The organism is Brachybacterium sp. GPGPB12, from assembly GCF_038396325.1.
GTDB lineage: Bacteria > Actinomycetota > Actinomycetes > Actinomycetales > Dermabacteraceae > Brachybacterium > Brachybacterium conglomeratum.
The window spans coordinates 1539679-1554511 of the sequence record NZ_CP149573.1 but is presented as its reverse complement, the minus strand read 5'-3'; the positions used below and the strand labels follow the sequence as shown (position 1 = coordinate 1554511).

The window sequence follows — 14833 nt, the reverse complement described above, 5'->3', positions numbered from 1 at the left end:
CTGCGGAGGGCAGGAGGGCGCGCGGAGGCGACCCTGCCCGGTAGTGGGGCACGGGTGGAGAGCTCAGCTCCCGGCGTGCAGGGGACTGATCGTGTGGAGCGGCTCCGCGCCGTGGCCGGCGTCCGGGAAGTGCTCCTCGGTGATCAGCTCGGTGATCTCCTCGCTCGCGCCGTGACGGCGGGCGAAGGAGGCGAAAAGCCGCTGCGAGGCGGTGTTGTCCTCCGTGATGGTGGTCTCGAGCCGCCTCACCTGCGGGAGGTCCTCGAGCAGGGCGTCGAGCATCCGGCCGGCGACCTGCTTGCCGCGCTGGGAGGAGTCCACCGCGATCTGCCAGACGAAGAGCGTCTCGGGCGCGGCGGGACGGAGGTACCCGAGCACGAAGCCCACGCCCTCCCCATCCCGCACGGCGAGGCGGGAGGTGGCCGCGAAGTCGCGGGCCAGCAGGAGGTAGGCGTAGGAGGTGTTCAGGTCGAGCGAGCCGCTGTCGCGGGCCAGGCGCCACATGGCGGCGCCGTCGGCCAGGGACGGAGGCCGGATCTGAAGGCCGGGGCTGTCTCCCGCGGCCTGATCGGTGGGTGAAGGATGGTCTGCGCTGTGCGTCGTCAACGGGCCCATATCGCCGTCCACGCTAGCCCGGTGACGCGTCGATCGGGACCCCTCGGTCGGGCCGTGGAGGGGGTTCCTCGGTGTGTCGTGACGCAATCGTGACGATCTGACGTCCGCTCCGCGGATTGTCCGACAACCCCGTTCGATGTGTAGCGACCTGCGGTGTTGTCCTGCAGGTCGGTGCGCGGATCCGGGGTTTGCGAGACTGGACGTGGTGTGCATCACGTGTCCGTGCACTGGGACACGACCTACGCGCGCGGGGACCTAGAGGACTCCTTCGCCCTGCCCGTCGGGCGGAGACCCCGGGGAGGGCCCGCCCCTCCCGCTACCGTCGAGCCCATGAATCCCCTCGAATCCCTCAACGAGTTCCTCGGCAACGCCGAGGGCTGGCTGTGGACCTGGGCAGGGATGCCCGTGGTCATCCTCCTCGGCCTCTACTTCACCGTCCGCACCGGCGTGGTGCGGCTGCGGATGATCCCCGCGATGCTCTCCGCGATCGCGCAGAAGCCCGTTCAGGAGGAGGTCGAGGGCCCCGGCAACGACGCGAAGCGCTCGAAGTCCCTCAGCGCCTTCCAGGCCTTCTCCGTCTCCGCCGCGGCCCGCGTGGGCACCGGCAACATCTCCGGCGTGGCCGGCGCGATCTTCCTCGGCGGCCCCGGCGCGGTGCTGTGGATGTGGGTGATGTGCGTGCTCACCGGCGCTGCGAGCTTCATCGAGTCGACCCTCGCCCAGCTGTGGAAGACCCGCGCGGACGACACCTACAAGGGCGGCCCCGCCTTCTACATCCACCGCGGCCTCGGCTCGCGCGGCTTCGGCGCCTTCTTCGCAGTGCTGTTCATCTTCTGCTTCGCCTTCGCCTTCACCTCGCTGCAGGCCAACACCATCGTCGACGCCGTCACCGGCGCCGTCGCCCTCTACGCCGACCCCGAGGGTCTGTCCTGGCTCGCGCCGGCGCTGGGGATCCTGCTCGCGGCGCTCACCGCCGGGATCATCTTCGGCGGCATGCGCCGCGTGGCGACCGTCGCCCAGAACATGGTCCCGATCATGGCCGGGCTCTACCTGCTGATCGGCATCGTCATCGTCGGCCTGCACCTGGGCGAGGTGCCCCGTGTGCTCACCCAGATCGTCACCGAGGCGGTGTCCCCGCAGGCCGCGATCGGCGGCGGCATCGGCGCCGTGATCGTCAACGGCGTCCAGCGCGGCATGCTCTCGAACGAGGCCGGCATGGGCTCGGTCCCGAACGTCGCCGCGACCGCCTCGGTCAGCCACCCGGTCAAGCAGGGTCTTGTCCAGACCTTCGGCGTCTACTTCGACACCCTGCTGATCTGCTCGATCACCGCGTTCATCGTGCTGGTCTCCTTCCCCGACGTCTCCACCGGCGGTGAGGGACTGATGATGGTCCAGCAGTCGCTGTCCTCGACTCTCGGGCCGTGGGCCGCGGTTTTGCTCGCGGCGATCATGTTCCTGCTCGCCTTCACCTCGGTGCTGGGCAACTTCTCCTACGGGGAGGCGAACATGCACTTCCTGACCTCGAAGCGGGGCTGGCACGTCGCCTTCGGCGTCGCCGTCGTGGCGCTGGTGCTGATGGGCTCCGTGATCGCCGTCGACCTCGCCTGGACCATCGCGGGCGTCTCGATGGTGTTCATCGCGCTGATCAACCTCGTGGTGATCGCGCTCGCTGGCCCCCACGGCGGTGAAGGCGCTGAAGCACTACAACGCCCAGCGCGCCCAGGGCCTGGACCCGATCTTCCTGGCCTCCGACCTGCCCGAGATCAAGAACGTCGAGGTCTGGGTCGACGAGGACGTGTGCGACTACCAGGACGCCCGCGAGGAGGCCGCCGCCCGCTGACGGTCGGGATCGCGGCGGGCCGACGGGCTCGTCGCCCCATGTCCGAAGGGCGTCGACCCTGCCTCGGTGGGCGTCGACCCCGCCTCGGAGGTTCGTCGCGCCCGCCCCGATGGGCACAGAGTCTTCACGCGCCGCGCCGAGGACGTGCACGCTCTCGGCGCGGCGCGCTCGTAGCCTCGTCCGCGATGACGAGCAGTACCAGCGACACCGCGAGCCCTGCGACGGGGACGAGGGCCCTCTCGAGCCCTGCGACCGCGACGGGCCCTGCGCGCGCTACGAGCGCCGCGGCGCCGACGGGCGAGCCCACCCGTGAGCACTGGATGGATCTCCTGCGGGGCACGGCGATCCTGCTGGTGATCGCACACCACCTGCGCCTGGTCCAGCAGATCTGGGACGGCGGCACGCCCTGGGCGATGGTCGAGCTGTCCGAGGCGCTCGCCCCCTTCCGGATGCCGGCGCCGCTGTTCGCCTCGGGTCTGCTTGCTGGCCCGTTCGCTGCGCCGCCCGCCCGGCCGCTTCCTCGCCGGGAAGGCGCGCGGGCCGCTGTGGCCGTGGCTGCTGTGGTCCGCGGTGATGCCGCCGATCCTCGGCTGGGGCCACGCCGACGAGCCGCTGTGGTGGCTGAACGGGATGTACATCTGGTTCCTCGCCGCGCTGTTCTGCTATTACGTGACCGGCCTGCTGACCCGCCGGATCCATCCCGCCTGGGTGGCGCTCGCCTCGGTGGTGGCGTGGACGGCGCCGCCGCTGCTCGGGACCGCGCACGACTTGGTCGGGCCGCGCCCGGACAAGTTCGTGTTCTACGCGGTGTTCTTCTTCGCGGGCGCCGCGCTGCGACCGGTGCTCGCCCGCCGGCCGGTGCCCTGGGCGGTGACGGTCCCCGCGCTCGCCGTCGCGGCGGCCTGGGCGCGCACGCCGCCCGTTCCGACGCGGAGCCGCAGGTACCCGTGCTCACCCAGGTCGTGGTGCTTGCTGGCCGTCGTGGGGGTGGTGGGCGTCCTCCAACGTCTACCGCGGGTCGCGCGCGCGCGCCCCGTGGAGTGGCTGGGCCGCAACTCGATCGTCCCGTATCTGGTGCACCTGCCGGTGATCGAGCTCCTCGGCCGGCACAGCGACCTGCCCGCCGGTCCGGGGACGTTCGCGCTGTACTACGCGGTGACCATCGGCGTCTGCGTGCTCGCGGTGCTGCTGCGGCCCGTGACCGGGTTCCTGTACGCATTCCCGGCGCGGAAGGCCGCGGCGGCATCGGCCGGGGCGGCCGGCGCCGCGGTCGCGCGCGACCGTCGACCCCGTCGTCGACTCGGCCGTCGATGCTGCGGCCGACGCGATGCCCGCACGAGGCACAACGCCCGGACGCCCGGACGCCGATGCGGGTGCACGCCGGTAGGATGGGTGCGCCCGTTCAGCGGGCACGGGCCTGTAGCTCAGTCGGCAGAGCATCGGACTTTTAATCCGCGGGTCGAGGGTTCGATCCCCTCCGGGCCCACTGCAGGTCAGGCCGGAGGAGTTTCCGCTAGGGGAAAGCCTCCGAACCGGGTTTGACAGCGCCTTTGACAGCAACGCGGCTGTGTGAGCTGTGCTCGGGGAGGGGCGATGGCAACTAGCCGCTTGCCACACGACGGAGGTCATCGGGACAGATCGTTCAGCCTTTGTCTCTTGCGCTCGCGTCCTAGCATCAAGGAGTTTGATACATGGTTCCCACCGACCGACCAGGAGTAGTTTGCCTCTGTGGATCACTCCGCTTCCAGGACCTCTTCGAGTCGGAGCGGCGGCGTCTCACCGCGCTTCGGAAGATCGTGCTCGCGCCCGAAGCGATCGATGAAGAACTGACGCCAGCACGACGTGAGGCCCTGGGTGAACTGCATCTACGACGTATCGACATCTCGGACGAGGTTCGAGTGGTGAGCGAAGGTGGATACCTCGGGTCGGCGACACGGCGCGAGATCGCCTACGCGAGGGAGAAGGGCAAAAGTGTCAGCTCGACAGACTCTCGCCTCGAGCTCTGATGCAGTCAGGCACTCGCCAGCCAGCTCATCGTCTAGGGACAGCTGAGCCGACCGCGACGGGCTAATTGAGCTACGGAACGAAGCGCTCCGGTCCACCCGTGGCCATCGCAGTCGGGATGATCTGGAACGCGTACAGCCCCGCTGACACGCCAGCGGCAACCAGCACCAAAAACAGGCCGTTTGTGCGGTATGCCTTGAAACCTACTGGCGGCAGTGCGAGGTGATAGACCGCTCCCACAACGAGGACCGGCACGACGCCGAGGAACCAGCCCGAGCCGCCGGTGCTCGAGAAGTTTGCATCAGTGCCGTTGTACTGACTTGAGTAGGCGGCAGAGATCCAGAGCCATCCGACCACAAGCCCTACGGCCGAGCCGGCGAGCATGATCCAGAAGCTCTCTCGCGACGACTTCTGGGAAGACGCAGAGCGCGGCGGTGCGTCCTGCGGTAGAGGCGCCTCGCGATTCATGCACAGCATGCTCGCATACGCACTCGCGGCGCGGACCTAACCGAGGCAACGGAGAAGCTACTGTCGGCCCGTGCGCTCGCGAGGCACTCGCCGCGTCGAGGTACTCCGGGGCCAGTGAGCGAGTAGGCATCGCATGATCTGTGGTTCAGCGGGCGTCAAGAGTTCGAGTTGTGTCTCATGAGGCGGAGAATCTCGGACTCGCTCACCGGCCTGCGCCAGGCGTCCCACCCCACATGGATCTGTCGTGGGAGATCAGCGTCCATCGCCGCGGGCGAGTGCGTGTGCCCGTGAAGGAGCCAGTCGCCGGAAGTTTCAAGCGGCGGTCGCGCGCCCCGAAGCGAGCGACCCTCGTGTCCTCGCTCCGCTCCGGGCCTACGGGCGCTCGCTCAGGGTGGGGAGAACGTAGAACTTGTCTCGGGGTCGACCGAGGAGGCGCGGTGCGCTGACAGCAACGCTGACAGCAACGCGATGGTGTCTGTCGGGTTCCGCCCACCAGAGTAAGGACGCTGACCTGCGACAATCGTGATTGCGGGCGGTATGATGGCGGACTTTTAATCCGCGGGTCGAGGGTTCGATCCCCTCCGGGCCCACTGGTCAGAGCTCATTTTCGGCGACACCATCGTGTCCTGCGGAGTGGTTTGACAGCAACGTGGTAGCGATTCCGGCTCACTTGACGGGGGAGCACGCCTGCCGGCCGCGTTCGCGGGACGAGAGCGATATCCGCGATGAGAGTCTCGCGGGAACGGCAGTCCGGGGTCGGGGCTGATTCCACCGCACGGCAATCTTCGGGATCGAATTTTCTCTGTGGGGCATCGGTCAGTTGCTCTACGGCGAAGTTTGGGCGCGCGCTCGGAATCTAGTTACCTGTTGGGTTTTTGCAGACCGCTAGCAATCGCGCTGGGTTGTGGTCCGGTGCGGCACGATTCCTAGCTGGGTGCGGACGCTCCGCAGACGTCGGTCGCCTTCGTGGGCGCATCGCAACTGCCGCCGAGGTCGGTGGTGCACACGCCGGTCTCGGGCAGTTCGAGGCGGACCGCGTCTGCCGTCGCGGTCGCCGGCGAGAGACGCTGCGATGGAGCGGACCTGCTCATAGCCGGTCGCCATGAGGAACGTGGGGGCGCGTCCGTAGCTCTTCATGCCGACGATGTAGAAGTTCTTCTCGGGGTGGGCGAGGACTCTTTCCCCGTGAGGCTCTACAGATCCGCAGGAGTGGAACTCGGGGTCGATGAGCGGTCCCAGTTGGGCGGGGGCCTCGACCGCCGGGTCCAGGTTCAGCCTGAGCTCGGAGAGCATCCTCAGTTCAGGACGGAACCCGGTCGCAGGCACCAGCACGTCCACAGTGACCTCGCGCTCTCCGTCCGGGGTCACAGCGTGAACGGTCAGCGCGTCCTCGCCGGAGAAGCGGGTGATGGTGAAGGAGGTGAGGACCTTGATGCGTCCGGAGTCGACCAGCTCGCGCAACTGGGAGCCGAGCGCTCCTCGGGCCGAGAGCTCGTCCTGTTCACCGCCGCCGTAGACGCGGGTGAGGTCCGCGGTGCGGACGGCCCAGGTGATCACGGTGGTCGAACCCAGTTCTGCGAGGTCCAGCAGGGTGTTCGCGGCCGAGTGGCCAGCGCCGGTGACCATGACGCGCTTGCCGGCGACACGATCGCGATCACGACCCAGCACATCCGGCGCCGGCGGGGTGATGCGGCCCGCAGCGACGGCCTGTCGTTCACCGGGGGCGAGGAGACCGGCCTGGCCCAGCGGGTTAGGGGTGGACCAGGTGCCGGAGGCATCGATGACGGCGGAGGCTAGGACGTCTTCGCTGTGTCCGTCAGCGTTCTCGATCCGGACGAGGAAGGGGGTCTCCTCCCGGCGCGCGGTGCGGCTCCTGTCCATGCCGGCGCGGGAGACAGCGGTGACGCGTGCGTCGTAGCGGATCGACTCGGCGAGCTGCGGAAGCTGGGCGAGGGGTTCGAGGTACTGCTCGCGCAGTTCGTGACCGGTCGGCAGGGCGTCGGCGTCGGGAGGGGTCCAGCCGTTGGCCTCGAGGAGTCGCTGTGCGGCGGTGTCGAGGTTGTACTGCCACGGGGAGAAAAGCCGGGTGTGCCCCCAGTCGGCTATCGCTGCTCCTGCTGTGGTCCCGGCCTCGAGGACGAGGAACGGCAGACCGCGCTCGGAGAGGTGGGCGGCGGCGGCCAGGCCGATGGGGCCAGCGCCGATGACGACGACGGGATGCGAGCTCGTTGCGGTGGTCAGCATGATGGGGCTCCTTGCTGCGGATGCGGTCAGTTCGCGGTAGGGGTGAGGTCGCTCAGGAGTGCACGGACGTGGGTGTCGATGTCGTCGCGCACCAGGCGCATGCGCTCCATCCCGTCGATGCCCCTCAGCGAGGGCTCATCGGTGTGCCAGGTGGTGACCGACGCGGCCATTCCCTCGACGGGTTCGATGACGGCTTCGCCGCCGATGACGATCACGTGATCGACGCCGCGCAGCGCTCGGAGGGTGACCGGTCGCGGGACGGCAGAGGACATATCCGCGCCGACCTCGGCGATGGCCTCCGCGGACTGAGCATTAATGGCGGTGCCGGGGCGAGTGCCGGCGGAGCGGACGTCGATGGCATCTCCGGCGTGGAGGCGCATGAGCGCGGCCGCCATCTGGGACTTGCCGCCGTTCTTCACGCACACGAACAGGACTGAAGAGCGCTTCGTGGTCATAGCGAGCGGGCCTCTCTGTGGGGTCATCGGGTGGGGACAGTGGGGTCGCCGGGGAAGAGCCGGCGGCCCATCGCGAGGGCGACGTAGACGAGGGCGACGAGGACGGGGACCTCGATCAGGGGGCCGACGACCCCGGCGAGGGCCTGGCCCGAGGTGACGCCGAAGGTGCCGATGGCGACGGCGATGGCGAGCTCGAAGTTGTTGCCCGAGGCGGTGAACGCGACGGTCGTGGACTTCGCGTAGTTCATGCCGATCGCACGGCCGAGCAGGAAGGACCCCAGGAACATGACCACGAAGTAGACCAGCGGCGGCAGGGCGATGCGGGCCACGTCTCCCGGGGCGGAGATGATCGCGTCGCCCTGGAGGGCGAACAGCAGAACGATCGTGAACAGCGGCCCGTACAGCGCCCACGGGCCGATCTTCGGGAGGAATCGCTCCTCGTACCAGGTCCGACCCTTCGCCCGTTCCCCGAGGATGCGGGTCAGGAACCCGGCGACAAGGGGGATCCCGAGGAAGATCAGCACGCTGAGGACGATCGCGCCGATCGAGAACTCGGCCGACGTGGTCGGCGACCCCAGCCACGACGGCGCCGCCTGGAGGTAGAACCAGCCCAGGGCACCGAAGGCGATCACCTGGAAGACGGAGTTGATCGCGACCAGCACGGCGGCGACTTCGCGGTCACCGCAGGCGAGGTCGTTCCAGATGAGCACCATCGCGATGCGCGCGCGAGTCCGACGATGATCAGGCCGGTCCGGTACTCCGGCAGGTCGGCAAGGAAGATCCACGCGAGGCCGAACATGAGGGCCGGTCCGACGATCCAGTTCAGCACCAGCGAGGTCACCAGCAGGCGTCGGTCCGCGCCGATGCGCCGGGTCTCGTCGTAACGGACCTTCGCCAGGACCGGATACATCATCACCAGCGACCCGATCGCGATGGGCAGGGACACGGACCCGATCTTCACCGCCTCCAGCGCGGTGTTCAGGCCGGGGACGAACCGCCCCAGCAGTAGACCCACGGCCATGGCGGCCAGGATCCATACCGGGAGCCATCGATCGAGGAAGGACATCTCCTTCATCACGCGCGGTCGCTCCACATCCTTGGCGGTCGTACTCATCAGACCTCGACACCTTCCATCGACAGTTATCGATGAGTACGCTATGTTCCACATCGATGACTGTCAATGTAAGGTGAGAGCATGACCACGACGACCGACGCCACCGCCACCGGAATCACGGCGACGACCAACGCCGACGAGTGCCGCACGCTGTCCGCGGGCCCGGTCGACACCGTCGACGCCGAACGGATCGCCTCCCTGCTCAAGGCGCTGTCCGACCCCACACGCCTCCGGCTCCTCTCCCACGTCGCCGCCCAGGGCTGCGAGTCGGTCTGCGCGTGCGACCTCACCGAGCCGCTCGGCATCAGTCAGCCCACCGTCAGCCACCACATGAAGAAGCTCGTCGACGCCGGCCTGCTCACGCGCGAGCAGAAGGGCCGCTGGGCCCACTACACCGTCGTCCCCTCAGCCTTCGCCGAGCTCCGCGCTTTCCTCGACATCGCCTGAACCCCTCCCTCTCACCCTGTCTGGAGACTCCCATGACCGCTCGCCCCAGCGTCCTGTTCGTCTGTGTCCACAACGCCGGTCGATCCCAGATGGCGACCGGGTGGCCGCGGGAGCTCGCCGGGGACCGCATCGAGGTCCGCTCCGCGGGGTCCATGCCCGCCGAGCAGATCAACCCGGTCGCAGTGCAGGCCATGGCCGAGGTAGGAATCGACATCACCGCCGAGGAGCCAAAGGTGCTGACCACCGAGGCCGTGCAGGACTCCGACGTGGTGATCACGATGGGTTGCGGGGACGCGTGCCCGTTCTACCCCGGCAAGCGCTACGAGGACTGGAAGCTCGACGACCCCGCCGGGCAGGGCATCGACGCAGTCCGCCCCATCCGCGACGAGATCCGATCTCGGATCGAGACGCTCACAGCCAAACTGCTCGGCCCGGACCCGGCACGACCATGAGTGACGTCGTCGTCATCGGTGGAGGCCAGGCAGGACTCGCCGCGGGCTATTTCCTCCGCCGCGCCGGTCTGGACTTCATCATCCTCGACGACCAGGAGCGATCAGGCGGTGCCTGGCGGCACGGCTGGCAATCGCTGCGGATGTTCTCCCCAGCTCAGTACAGTCCTCTGCCCGGCTGGCCGATGCCCGCCCAATCAGGCGAGCTCTTCCCCACCGCTAGCCACGTCGTGGACTATCTCGAACGCTACGAGAAGCGCTACAACCTCCCTGTGCGCCGATCAGTCGACGTCACCGACGTACGACCTGACCACCAACGCCTGGTGGTGGAGACCGATGCGGGCTCGCTGAATGCCGCTGCGGTGATCAGTGCAACCGGCACATGGCAGAGCCCCTACGTCCCGTACTACCCCGGTCAGGACACGTTCTCCGGAAAACAGCCGCACACCGTCGATTACGACTCGCCCGACATGTTCGTCGGCGAACGAGTCGTGGTCGTGGGAGGAGGGAACTCCGCCGCGCAGATTCTCGCCGAGGTCTCAGCGGTGGCCGACACCGTGTGGGTCACGCGGCACCCGCCGCGGTTCATGCCGGACGATGTCGACGGCGCCGTCCTCTTCGACGTTGCCACCGCTCGAGAGGCGGTCCGTCGCTCCGGTCGTGATCACGGCGGGGTGGAAGAACTCGGAGACATCGTCATGGTGCCACCCGTACGGGAAGCCCGCGATCGCGGCGTCCTGAACCGCTCGCCCATGTTCGACCGCCTCACCTCGACGGGAGTCTCCTGGCGAGACGGCCGAGAGCACGAGTTCGATGCGATCATCTGGTGCACCGGATTCCGCCCTCACCTCGGTCACCTGAGCGGATTGAGGTCGCCCCGCGACCGCGGCCAACCCGCCACCAAGGGCACTCAGAGCATCGGCCACCCCGGACTGCACTTGATTGGCTATGGCGACTGGACTGGGTTTGCCTCCGCCACCATCATCGGCGCAACCCGGACCGCCAAGCTCGCCGTCGCCGAGATCAGGGCAAGAATGGACAGGGCATGACCTCTGAGCGCGATGACTTCGACCACCTTGACGTCCATCAAAGACACCCAAAGAATCCATCTCGATCAGCCACTTATCAAGGAGTAGACAGATGAATTGCTGGGAACACACAGATGCAGGGACCGATTCCGTCCCCGCCGTCGCATTCTGCCGGCACTGCGGTGCGGCACTGTGCAGAGTGCACGCGACTGTCTGCGCGGACGAGCGCATCCGCCAAAACGGCTTGGGATCGCCCACGCGCTTGCTACCCGATGGCCGGAAGATCTGTCGCCCCACCTGCCGACAAGCTTTCGCGGAGTCCGTTCCCGAGCACAGGGCCGAGGAGTGCCAGCGTGAGATGACAGCGAACGGGAGAGCATCTGCCATCGCGTCATGCTGACGCAGGGGACGGGACTGATGCACGAGTAGGTGTCAAGCTGACACCTGATCGCGTATCAGTCCCGATCACTGCCAGCGGAGGCTCGCGGATGCGTCTAGCCAACGAGGCTCAGACTGCCGGGGGAGAGATTCATTCGGCTGAGCATTGTTCTCAGGGTTCTGCGTCAGTGCCGGATGAGGCGCGGGCCCGGGACGCACCTCACGGTCGATGCCTACTACGTGAGTCCGTGGCGCGCCGAAGCCTCGAGTTCTATATAGCTAAGTTGAAGCTTCGAGGCTATCGTCGTGCCATGTCCGTCGATGAGCTGTCTGCGAGTGCCCAGAACTATCTGAAGGCGATCTGGGGGTTGTCCGAGTGGAGTGACGAGCCAGTGACGTTGAAGCTCATCGCGCGCCGGACCGGTGTTGCCCTGTCGTCCGCTTCGGATGCGGTGCGGAAACTGACTGAGCAGGGTCTTCTGTCTCACGCGAGGTATGGCTCGGTCGAGTTGACGGAGGTCGGTCGTTCGTACGCGCTGGTGATGGTGCGGCGGCATCGCTTGATCGAGACGTTTCTGGTGGAGACCCTCGGGTATCGGTGGGACGAGGTCCACGAGGAGGCCGAGCGTACTCGAGCACGCCGTCTCGGACTTGATGGTGGAGAGGATCGATGACGTTCTGGGTCGCCCCCGGCGTGACCCGCACGGTGATCCAATCCCTGCAGCGGACGGAACAGTGACCGTGCCTGATGCGCGGCGTCTCACCGACGTCGGAGCGGAGGGCAGGTTTGTGGTCGAGCGGATCTCGGACACGGACCCGGCGATGTTGCAGTTCTTCGAGTCCCAGGGCATCGGAGTCGGGGCCACGCTTGTGGTCGCGGCGGGAGCGCCGTTCTCCGATGCGCTGGAAGTTCGTTCTGGAGAAGTGGGCTCGCCAACGTTGCTGGGACGCTCTGCGACAGATGCCCTCTACGTCTCTGCGGGGCCTACCTGATCCTCACGCCGGCGAGCCGTATCGCGTCGATACCGGCGAGCTCCGACCTTCTTGCTGAGCAGGCCGTGCTTGGGACTGATGAGGTAGACGAGTGCGAAGGCGCATCCCTGGGTGAGGACGACGAGGCCGCCGGGTGAGGCGTCGACCCAGTAGCTGATGTAGATCCCGACCACGGAACAGAGTGACGAGAGGGCCGGCGCGATCACGAGCATCCGCCCGAAGCGGTCGGTGAGCAGATAGGCCGTCGCTCCGGGAATGATGAGCATCGCGACGACGAGCACCACTCCCACGACCTGGAGAGCGGCAACTGCGGTCAGCGCCAGAAGACCCAGCAGCGGCGCGCCGAGGAATCGGGGAGACAGGCCGATCGCGTGGGCGTGTGTCGGGTCGAAGGCGTAGAGCGTGAGGTCGCGGCGTTTGAACACCAGGGTGACAAGAGCCACGGTAGCCAGGATCGCGATCTGGACGAGGTCTGCGCGGGAGACGCCGAGGATGTTGCCGAAGATGATGTGGTTGAGGTCGGTCTGGCTGGGTGTGACCGAGATCAGAACCAGCCCGAGGGCGAAGAGAGTGGTGAAGACGATGCCGATGGCGGCGTCCTCCTTCACGCGGCTCGTCCCGCGGACGAGCCCGATCATGCCGACCGCCAGGAACCCGAAGACGACCGCGCCGATGGCGAACGGGACACCGAGGATGTAGGCAATGACGACTCCGGGGAGGACGGCGTGAGAGACGGCGTCCCCCATGAGCGACCAGCCGATGAGCACCAGCCAGCACGACAGCAGTGCGCACACCACGGCAGCGATCACGGTCGTGACGAGCGCACGGGTCATGAAGTCGTAGGAGAGCGGCTCGAGGAGCCAGTCGAGCGGGGTCATGCGGCACCCTCCTGCTGCAGAACGTCCAGGCCGAAGGCGAGAGCGAGCCTCTCGGGTGTGAGGGCCTCTTTCACCGGGCCGTGGAAGAGGATGGTTCGCAGCAGCGACGGCGTCGTCGGCGAGCCGCGGCAGAGCATGGAGGTCGTGGGTGGAGACCAGGACGGTACGGCCGTCGTCAGCGAGTGCGCGGAGAAGATCGACGATGGTGGCTTCGCTGCGCTTGTCCACGCCGGCGAAGGGCTCATCCAGCGAAGATGATCCGTGCGTCCTGGGCGATCCCGCGGGCGACGAAGGCGCGCTTCTTCTGCCCGCCGGAGAGCTGGCCGATCTGTCGATCGGCGTACTCCGTGAGCTCCACCCTCTCCAAGGCTTCGTCCACAGCGATGCGGTCAGCGGGCCGAACTCGGCGCGTGGCGCCCTGGTGGCCGTACCTTCCCATCATCACGACGTCTCGGACAGAGACGGGGAAAGCCCAGTCGACGTCCTCGCTCTGGGGGACGTAGCCGACGAGTCCTCGCCGCCTGGCCGGCGCCGGTCGCGCGCCATTCAGCAGGACGCCGCCTGCGTCAGGCCGGACCATGCCGGTGATCGCCTTGAACAAGGTGGACTTCCCGGAGCCGTTCATTCCGATCAACCCCGTCACCGCACCCGCCCGCACCGCAACAGATACGTCGTCGAGGGCGAGTACATCGCCGTAGCGGACGGTGACACCTTTGACATCGATCGCCGCTGTCGTCATGAGTCCTCTCCGGTGAGTCCCGCAGTGATGGTGTCCGCATCGTGGCGGATCAGATCCAGGTACGTGGGCACCGGGCCGCCTTCCTCGGAGAGCGAGTCCACGAACAGCGTTCCTCCGAAGCGTGCATTCGTAGCACCCACAACCTGCTCGCATGGGGTCGTCGGAGACCGTCGACTCGCAGAACACGGCGGGGACCTCGTTCTCGTCGACGAACTCGATCGCGGAGGTGATCTGCTTTGCGGGGTCGCCTGCTGCTCGGCGTTGACGGGCCAGATGTACTTCTCGGTCAGCCCGGCATCTCGGGCGAGGTAGGAGAATGCGCCCTCGCAGGTCACCAGCGCTCTCTGGCTGGTCGGAAGACTTTCGAGCTCGCCCGTCAGGTCATCTTGGACCTGCTGGAGCTGCTGCTTGTAGGTCTCCCCGTTCCTCTCGTAGTCCTCAGCGTGTTCCGGGTCGAGATCGCTGAACGCCGCGACCATGTTGTCGACGTACACCTGCACGTTCTTCGGGCTCATCCAGGCGTGCGGGTTGGGCTTGCCCGCGTAGGCGTCCCCCGCGATGTCGATGGGATCGATCCCCTCCGAGACCACGACATGAGGCACATCGACTTCCTCGACGAACTGGCCGAACCACACCTCCAGGTTCAAGCCGTTGTCCAGGATCAGGTCGGCATCCGAGGCCTTCCGGATGTCTCCCGGCGTCGGCTCGTACCCGTGGATCTCCGCGCCAGGCTTCGTGATCGACTCGACCACGAGGTGGTCGCCCGCAACATTCTCCGCGATGTCCTCCAGCACGGTGAACGTCGTCAACACCACCGGCTTCTCTCCGTCGTCGGCGAAGATCCGGCCTGGCTCCAGCGGAGCGACCGGTGAGCACCAGCGCCGCACTCGCAACGACTGCGCCGAGCGCGACCTTCCATCGTCCTCGCATGTGCATCGGCGACCTCTCTTCGTTCACGGCCACAGGCGTGGCCACTTCCGGACCCTCAAATCGTATGGTTCGGTATGCCGAAGTTACAAACCCGGCGTGGCGTATGGTCGAGGGCTGCCAGGACTGATATCACTACATGTGTCACCCCCGCGGAGTGCAGACCCAACATCTAGTAGTTCGAGGTCAGTCGGATGGGACGACGACGAAGGAGGGATCGATGACGGCAGGCATCGAGCGCGCAAAGACCGGGA

The 14833-nt window shown here is 67.3% G+C and carries 11 protein-coding genes, 2 tRNA genes and 5 pseudogenes; 8 read left to right on the top strand and 10 right to left on the bottom strand.

The window, feature by feature from the left end:
* Positions 1-63 precede the first annotated feature (63 nt).
* The gene (gene ectA, locus WKH84_RS08865; RefSeq protein WP_341856348.1) at positions 64-606 is read right to left on the bottom strand and encodes a diaminobutyrate acetyltransferase; all 543 of its coding nucleotides are present in this window, start codon (positions 604-606) and stop codon (positions 64-66) included.
* Positions 607-945: 339 nt separating this feature from the next.
* Between ectA and WKH84_RS08860 the strand changes: the two are divergent.
* Positions 946-2223 (top strand): annotated as a pseudogene (locus WKH84_RS08860) (alanine/glycine:cation symporter family protein); the annotation flags it as partial.
* A gap of 76 nt (positions 2224-2299) precedes the next feature.
* On the top strand, positions 2300-2455 hold the full coding sequence (locus tag WKH84_RS08855; RefSeq protein WP_341856347.1) for a hypothetical protein: 156 nt from the start codon (positions 2300-2302) through the stop codon (positions 2453-2455).
* Positions 2456-2579: 124 nt separating this feature from the next.
* On the opposite strand, the gene WKH84_RS08850 is transcribed toward WKH84_RS08855, so the two are convergent.
* Complete coding sequence (locus WKH84_RS08850; protein ID WP_341856346.1) at positions 2580-2858, bottom strand: hypothetical protein; 279 nt, start codon at positions 2856-2858, stop codon at positions 2580-2582.
* A 1010-nt stretch (positions 2859-3868) separates the two neighbouring features.
* Here WKH84_RS08850 and WKH84_RS08845 point away from each other — a divergent pair.
* A tRNA-Lys gene (locus tag WKH84_RS08845) sits at positions 3869-3941 on the top strand.
* Positions 3942-4188: 247 nt separating this feature from the next.
* On the opposite strand, the gene WKH84_RS08840 is transcribed toward WKH84_RS08845, so the two are convergent.
* Positions 4189-4320: a hypothetical protein gene (locus WKH84_RS08840; RefSeq protein ID WP_341856345.1), complete on the bottom strand. Its 132-nt coding sequence runs from the start codon at positions 4318-4320 to the stop codon at positions 4189-4191.
* Positions 4321-4531: 211 nt separating this feature from the next.
* Positions 4532-4843 carry a hypothetical protein gene (locus tag WKH84_RS08835; protein ID WP_341856344.1) on the bottom strand — a complete coding sequence of 104 codons (312 nt, stop codon included), beginning with the start codon at positions 4841-4843 and terminating at the stop codon, positions 4532-4534.
* A gap of 606 nt (positions 4844-5449) precedes the next feature.
* Here WKH84_RS08835 and WKH84_RS08830 point away from each other — a divergent pair.
* Positions 5450-5517, top strand: a tRNA-Lys gene (locus tag WKH84_RS08830).
* Between the two features lie 336 nt (positions 5518-5853).
* Here WKH84_RS08830 and WKH84_RS08825 read toward each other — a convergent pair.
* The 3 genes and pseudogenes from WKH84_RS08825 to arsB form a co-directional block, all read right to left on the bottom strand.
* Positions 5854-7171, bottom strand: a pseudogene (locus WKH84_RS08825) (FAD-dependent oxidoreductase).
* 26 nt (positions 7172-7197) lie between these two features.
* Positions 7198-7626 (bottom strand): low molecular weight phosphatase family protein, encoded by a 429-nt coding sequence (locus tag WKH84_RS08820; RefSeq protein WP_341856343.1) that lies wholly within the window; start codon positions 7624-7626, stop codon positions 7198-7200.
* A 23-nt stretch (positions 7627-7649) separates the two neighbouring features.
* Positions 7650-8740: pseudogene (gene arsB / locus WKH84_RS08815) on the bottom strand (ACR3 family arsenite efflux transporter).
* A gap of 81 nt (positions 8741-8821) precedes the next feature.
* On the opposite strand from arsB, the gene WKH84_RS08810 reads away from it, so the two are divergent.
* The 4 genes and pseudogenes from WKH84_RS08810 to WKH84_RS08795 all read left to right on the top strand — a co-directional run bounded on the left by WKH84_RS08810 (position 8822) and on the right by WKH84_RS08795 (position 12035).
* Positions 8822-9187 carry a metalloregulator ArsR/SmtB family transcription factor gene (locus WKH84_RS08810; RefSeq protein ID WP_341856342.1) on the top strand — a complete coding sequence of 122 codons (366 nt, stop codon included), beginning with the start codon at positions 8822-8824 and terminating at the stop codon, positions 9185-9187.
* A 32-nt stretch (positions 9188-9219) separates the two neighbouring features.
* A complete protein-coding gene (locus WKH84_RS08805; protein WP_341856341.1) occupies positions 9220-9639 on the top strand; it encodes an arsenate reductase ArsC in 420 nt (139 codons plus the stop codon).
* Positions 9636-10685, top strand: a complete 1050-nt coding sequence (locus WKH84_RS08800) for an ArsO family NAD(P)H-dependent flavin-containing monooxygenase (protein ID WP_341856340.1) — start codon at positions 9636-9638, stop codon at positions 10683-10685. Before WKH84_RS08805 ends, WKH84_RS08800 begins: the two co-directional genes overlap by 4 nt.
* A gap of 668 nt (positions 10686-11353) precedes the next feature.
* A pseudogene (locus WKH84_RS08795) lies at positions 11354-12035 on the top strand (metal-dependent transcriptional regulator).
* On the opposite strand, the gene WKH84_RS08790 reads toward WKH84_RS08795, so the two are convergent.
* From WKH84_RS08790 to WKH84_RS08780, 3 genes and pseudogenes are all read right to left on the bottom strand, one after another.
* On the bottom strand, positions 12011-12913 hold the full coding sequence (locus WKH84_RS08790) for a metal ABC transporter permease (RefSeq protein WP_341856339.1): 903 nt from the start codon (positions 12911-12913) through the stop codon (positions 12011-12013). The pseudogene WKH84_RS08795 and the gene WKH84_RS08790 overlap by 25 nt on opposite strands.
* Positions 12910-13652, bottom strand: a pseudogene (locus tag WKH84_RS08785) (metal ABC transporter ATP-binding protein). The gene WKH84_RS08790 and the pseudogene WKH84_RS08785 overlap by 4 nt, the downstream one beginning before the upstream one ends.
* Positions 13649-14467, bottom strand: coding sequence for a zinc ABC transporter substrate-binding protein (locus WKH84_RS08780; RefSeq protein ID WP_341856338.1), 819 nt, complete (start codon positions 14465-14467; stop codon positions 13649-13651). The pseudogene WKH84_RS08785 and the gene WKH84_RS08780 overlap by 4 nt, the downstream one beginning before the upstream one ends.
* Positions 14468-14833: the final 366 nt, after the last annotated feature.

What these genes read in the sequence shown, in the direction of transcription:
- WKH84_RS08840 (WP_341856345.1), bottom strand. Translation starts at nt 4,320, where the DNA reads ATGCAGTTCACCCAGGGCCTCACGTCGTGCTGGCGTCAGTTCTTCATC.
- WKH84_RS08835 (WP_341856344.1), bottom strand. Translation starts at nt 4,843, where the DNA reads ATGCTCGCCGGCTCGGCCGTAGGGCTTGTGGTCGGATGGCTCTGGATC.
- WKH84_RS08820 (WP_341856343.1), bottom strand. Translation starts at nt 7,626, where the DNA reads ATGACCACGAAGCGCTCTTCAGTCCTGTTCGTGTGCGTGAAGAACGGC.
- WKH84_RS08810 (WP_341856342.1), top strand. Translation starts at nt 8,822, where the DNA reads ATGACCACGACGACCGACGCCACCGCCACCGGAATCACGGCGACGACC.
- WKH84_RS08805 (WP_341856341.1), top strand. Translation starts at nt 9,220, where the DNA reads ATGACCGCTCGCCCCAGCGTCCTGTTCGTCTGTGTCCACAACGCCGGT.
- WKH84_RS08800 (WP_341856340.1), top strand. Translation starts at nt 9,636, where the DNA reads ATGAGTGACGTCGTCGTCATCGGTGGAGGCCAGGCAGGACTCGCCGCG.
- WKH84_RS08790 (WP_341856339.1), bottom strand. Translation starts at nt 12,913, where the DNA reads ATGACCCCGCTCGACTGGCTCCTCGAGCCGCTCTCCTACGACTTCATG.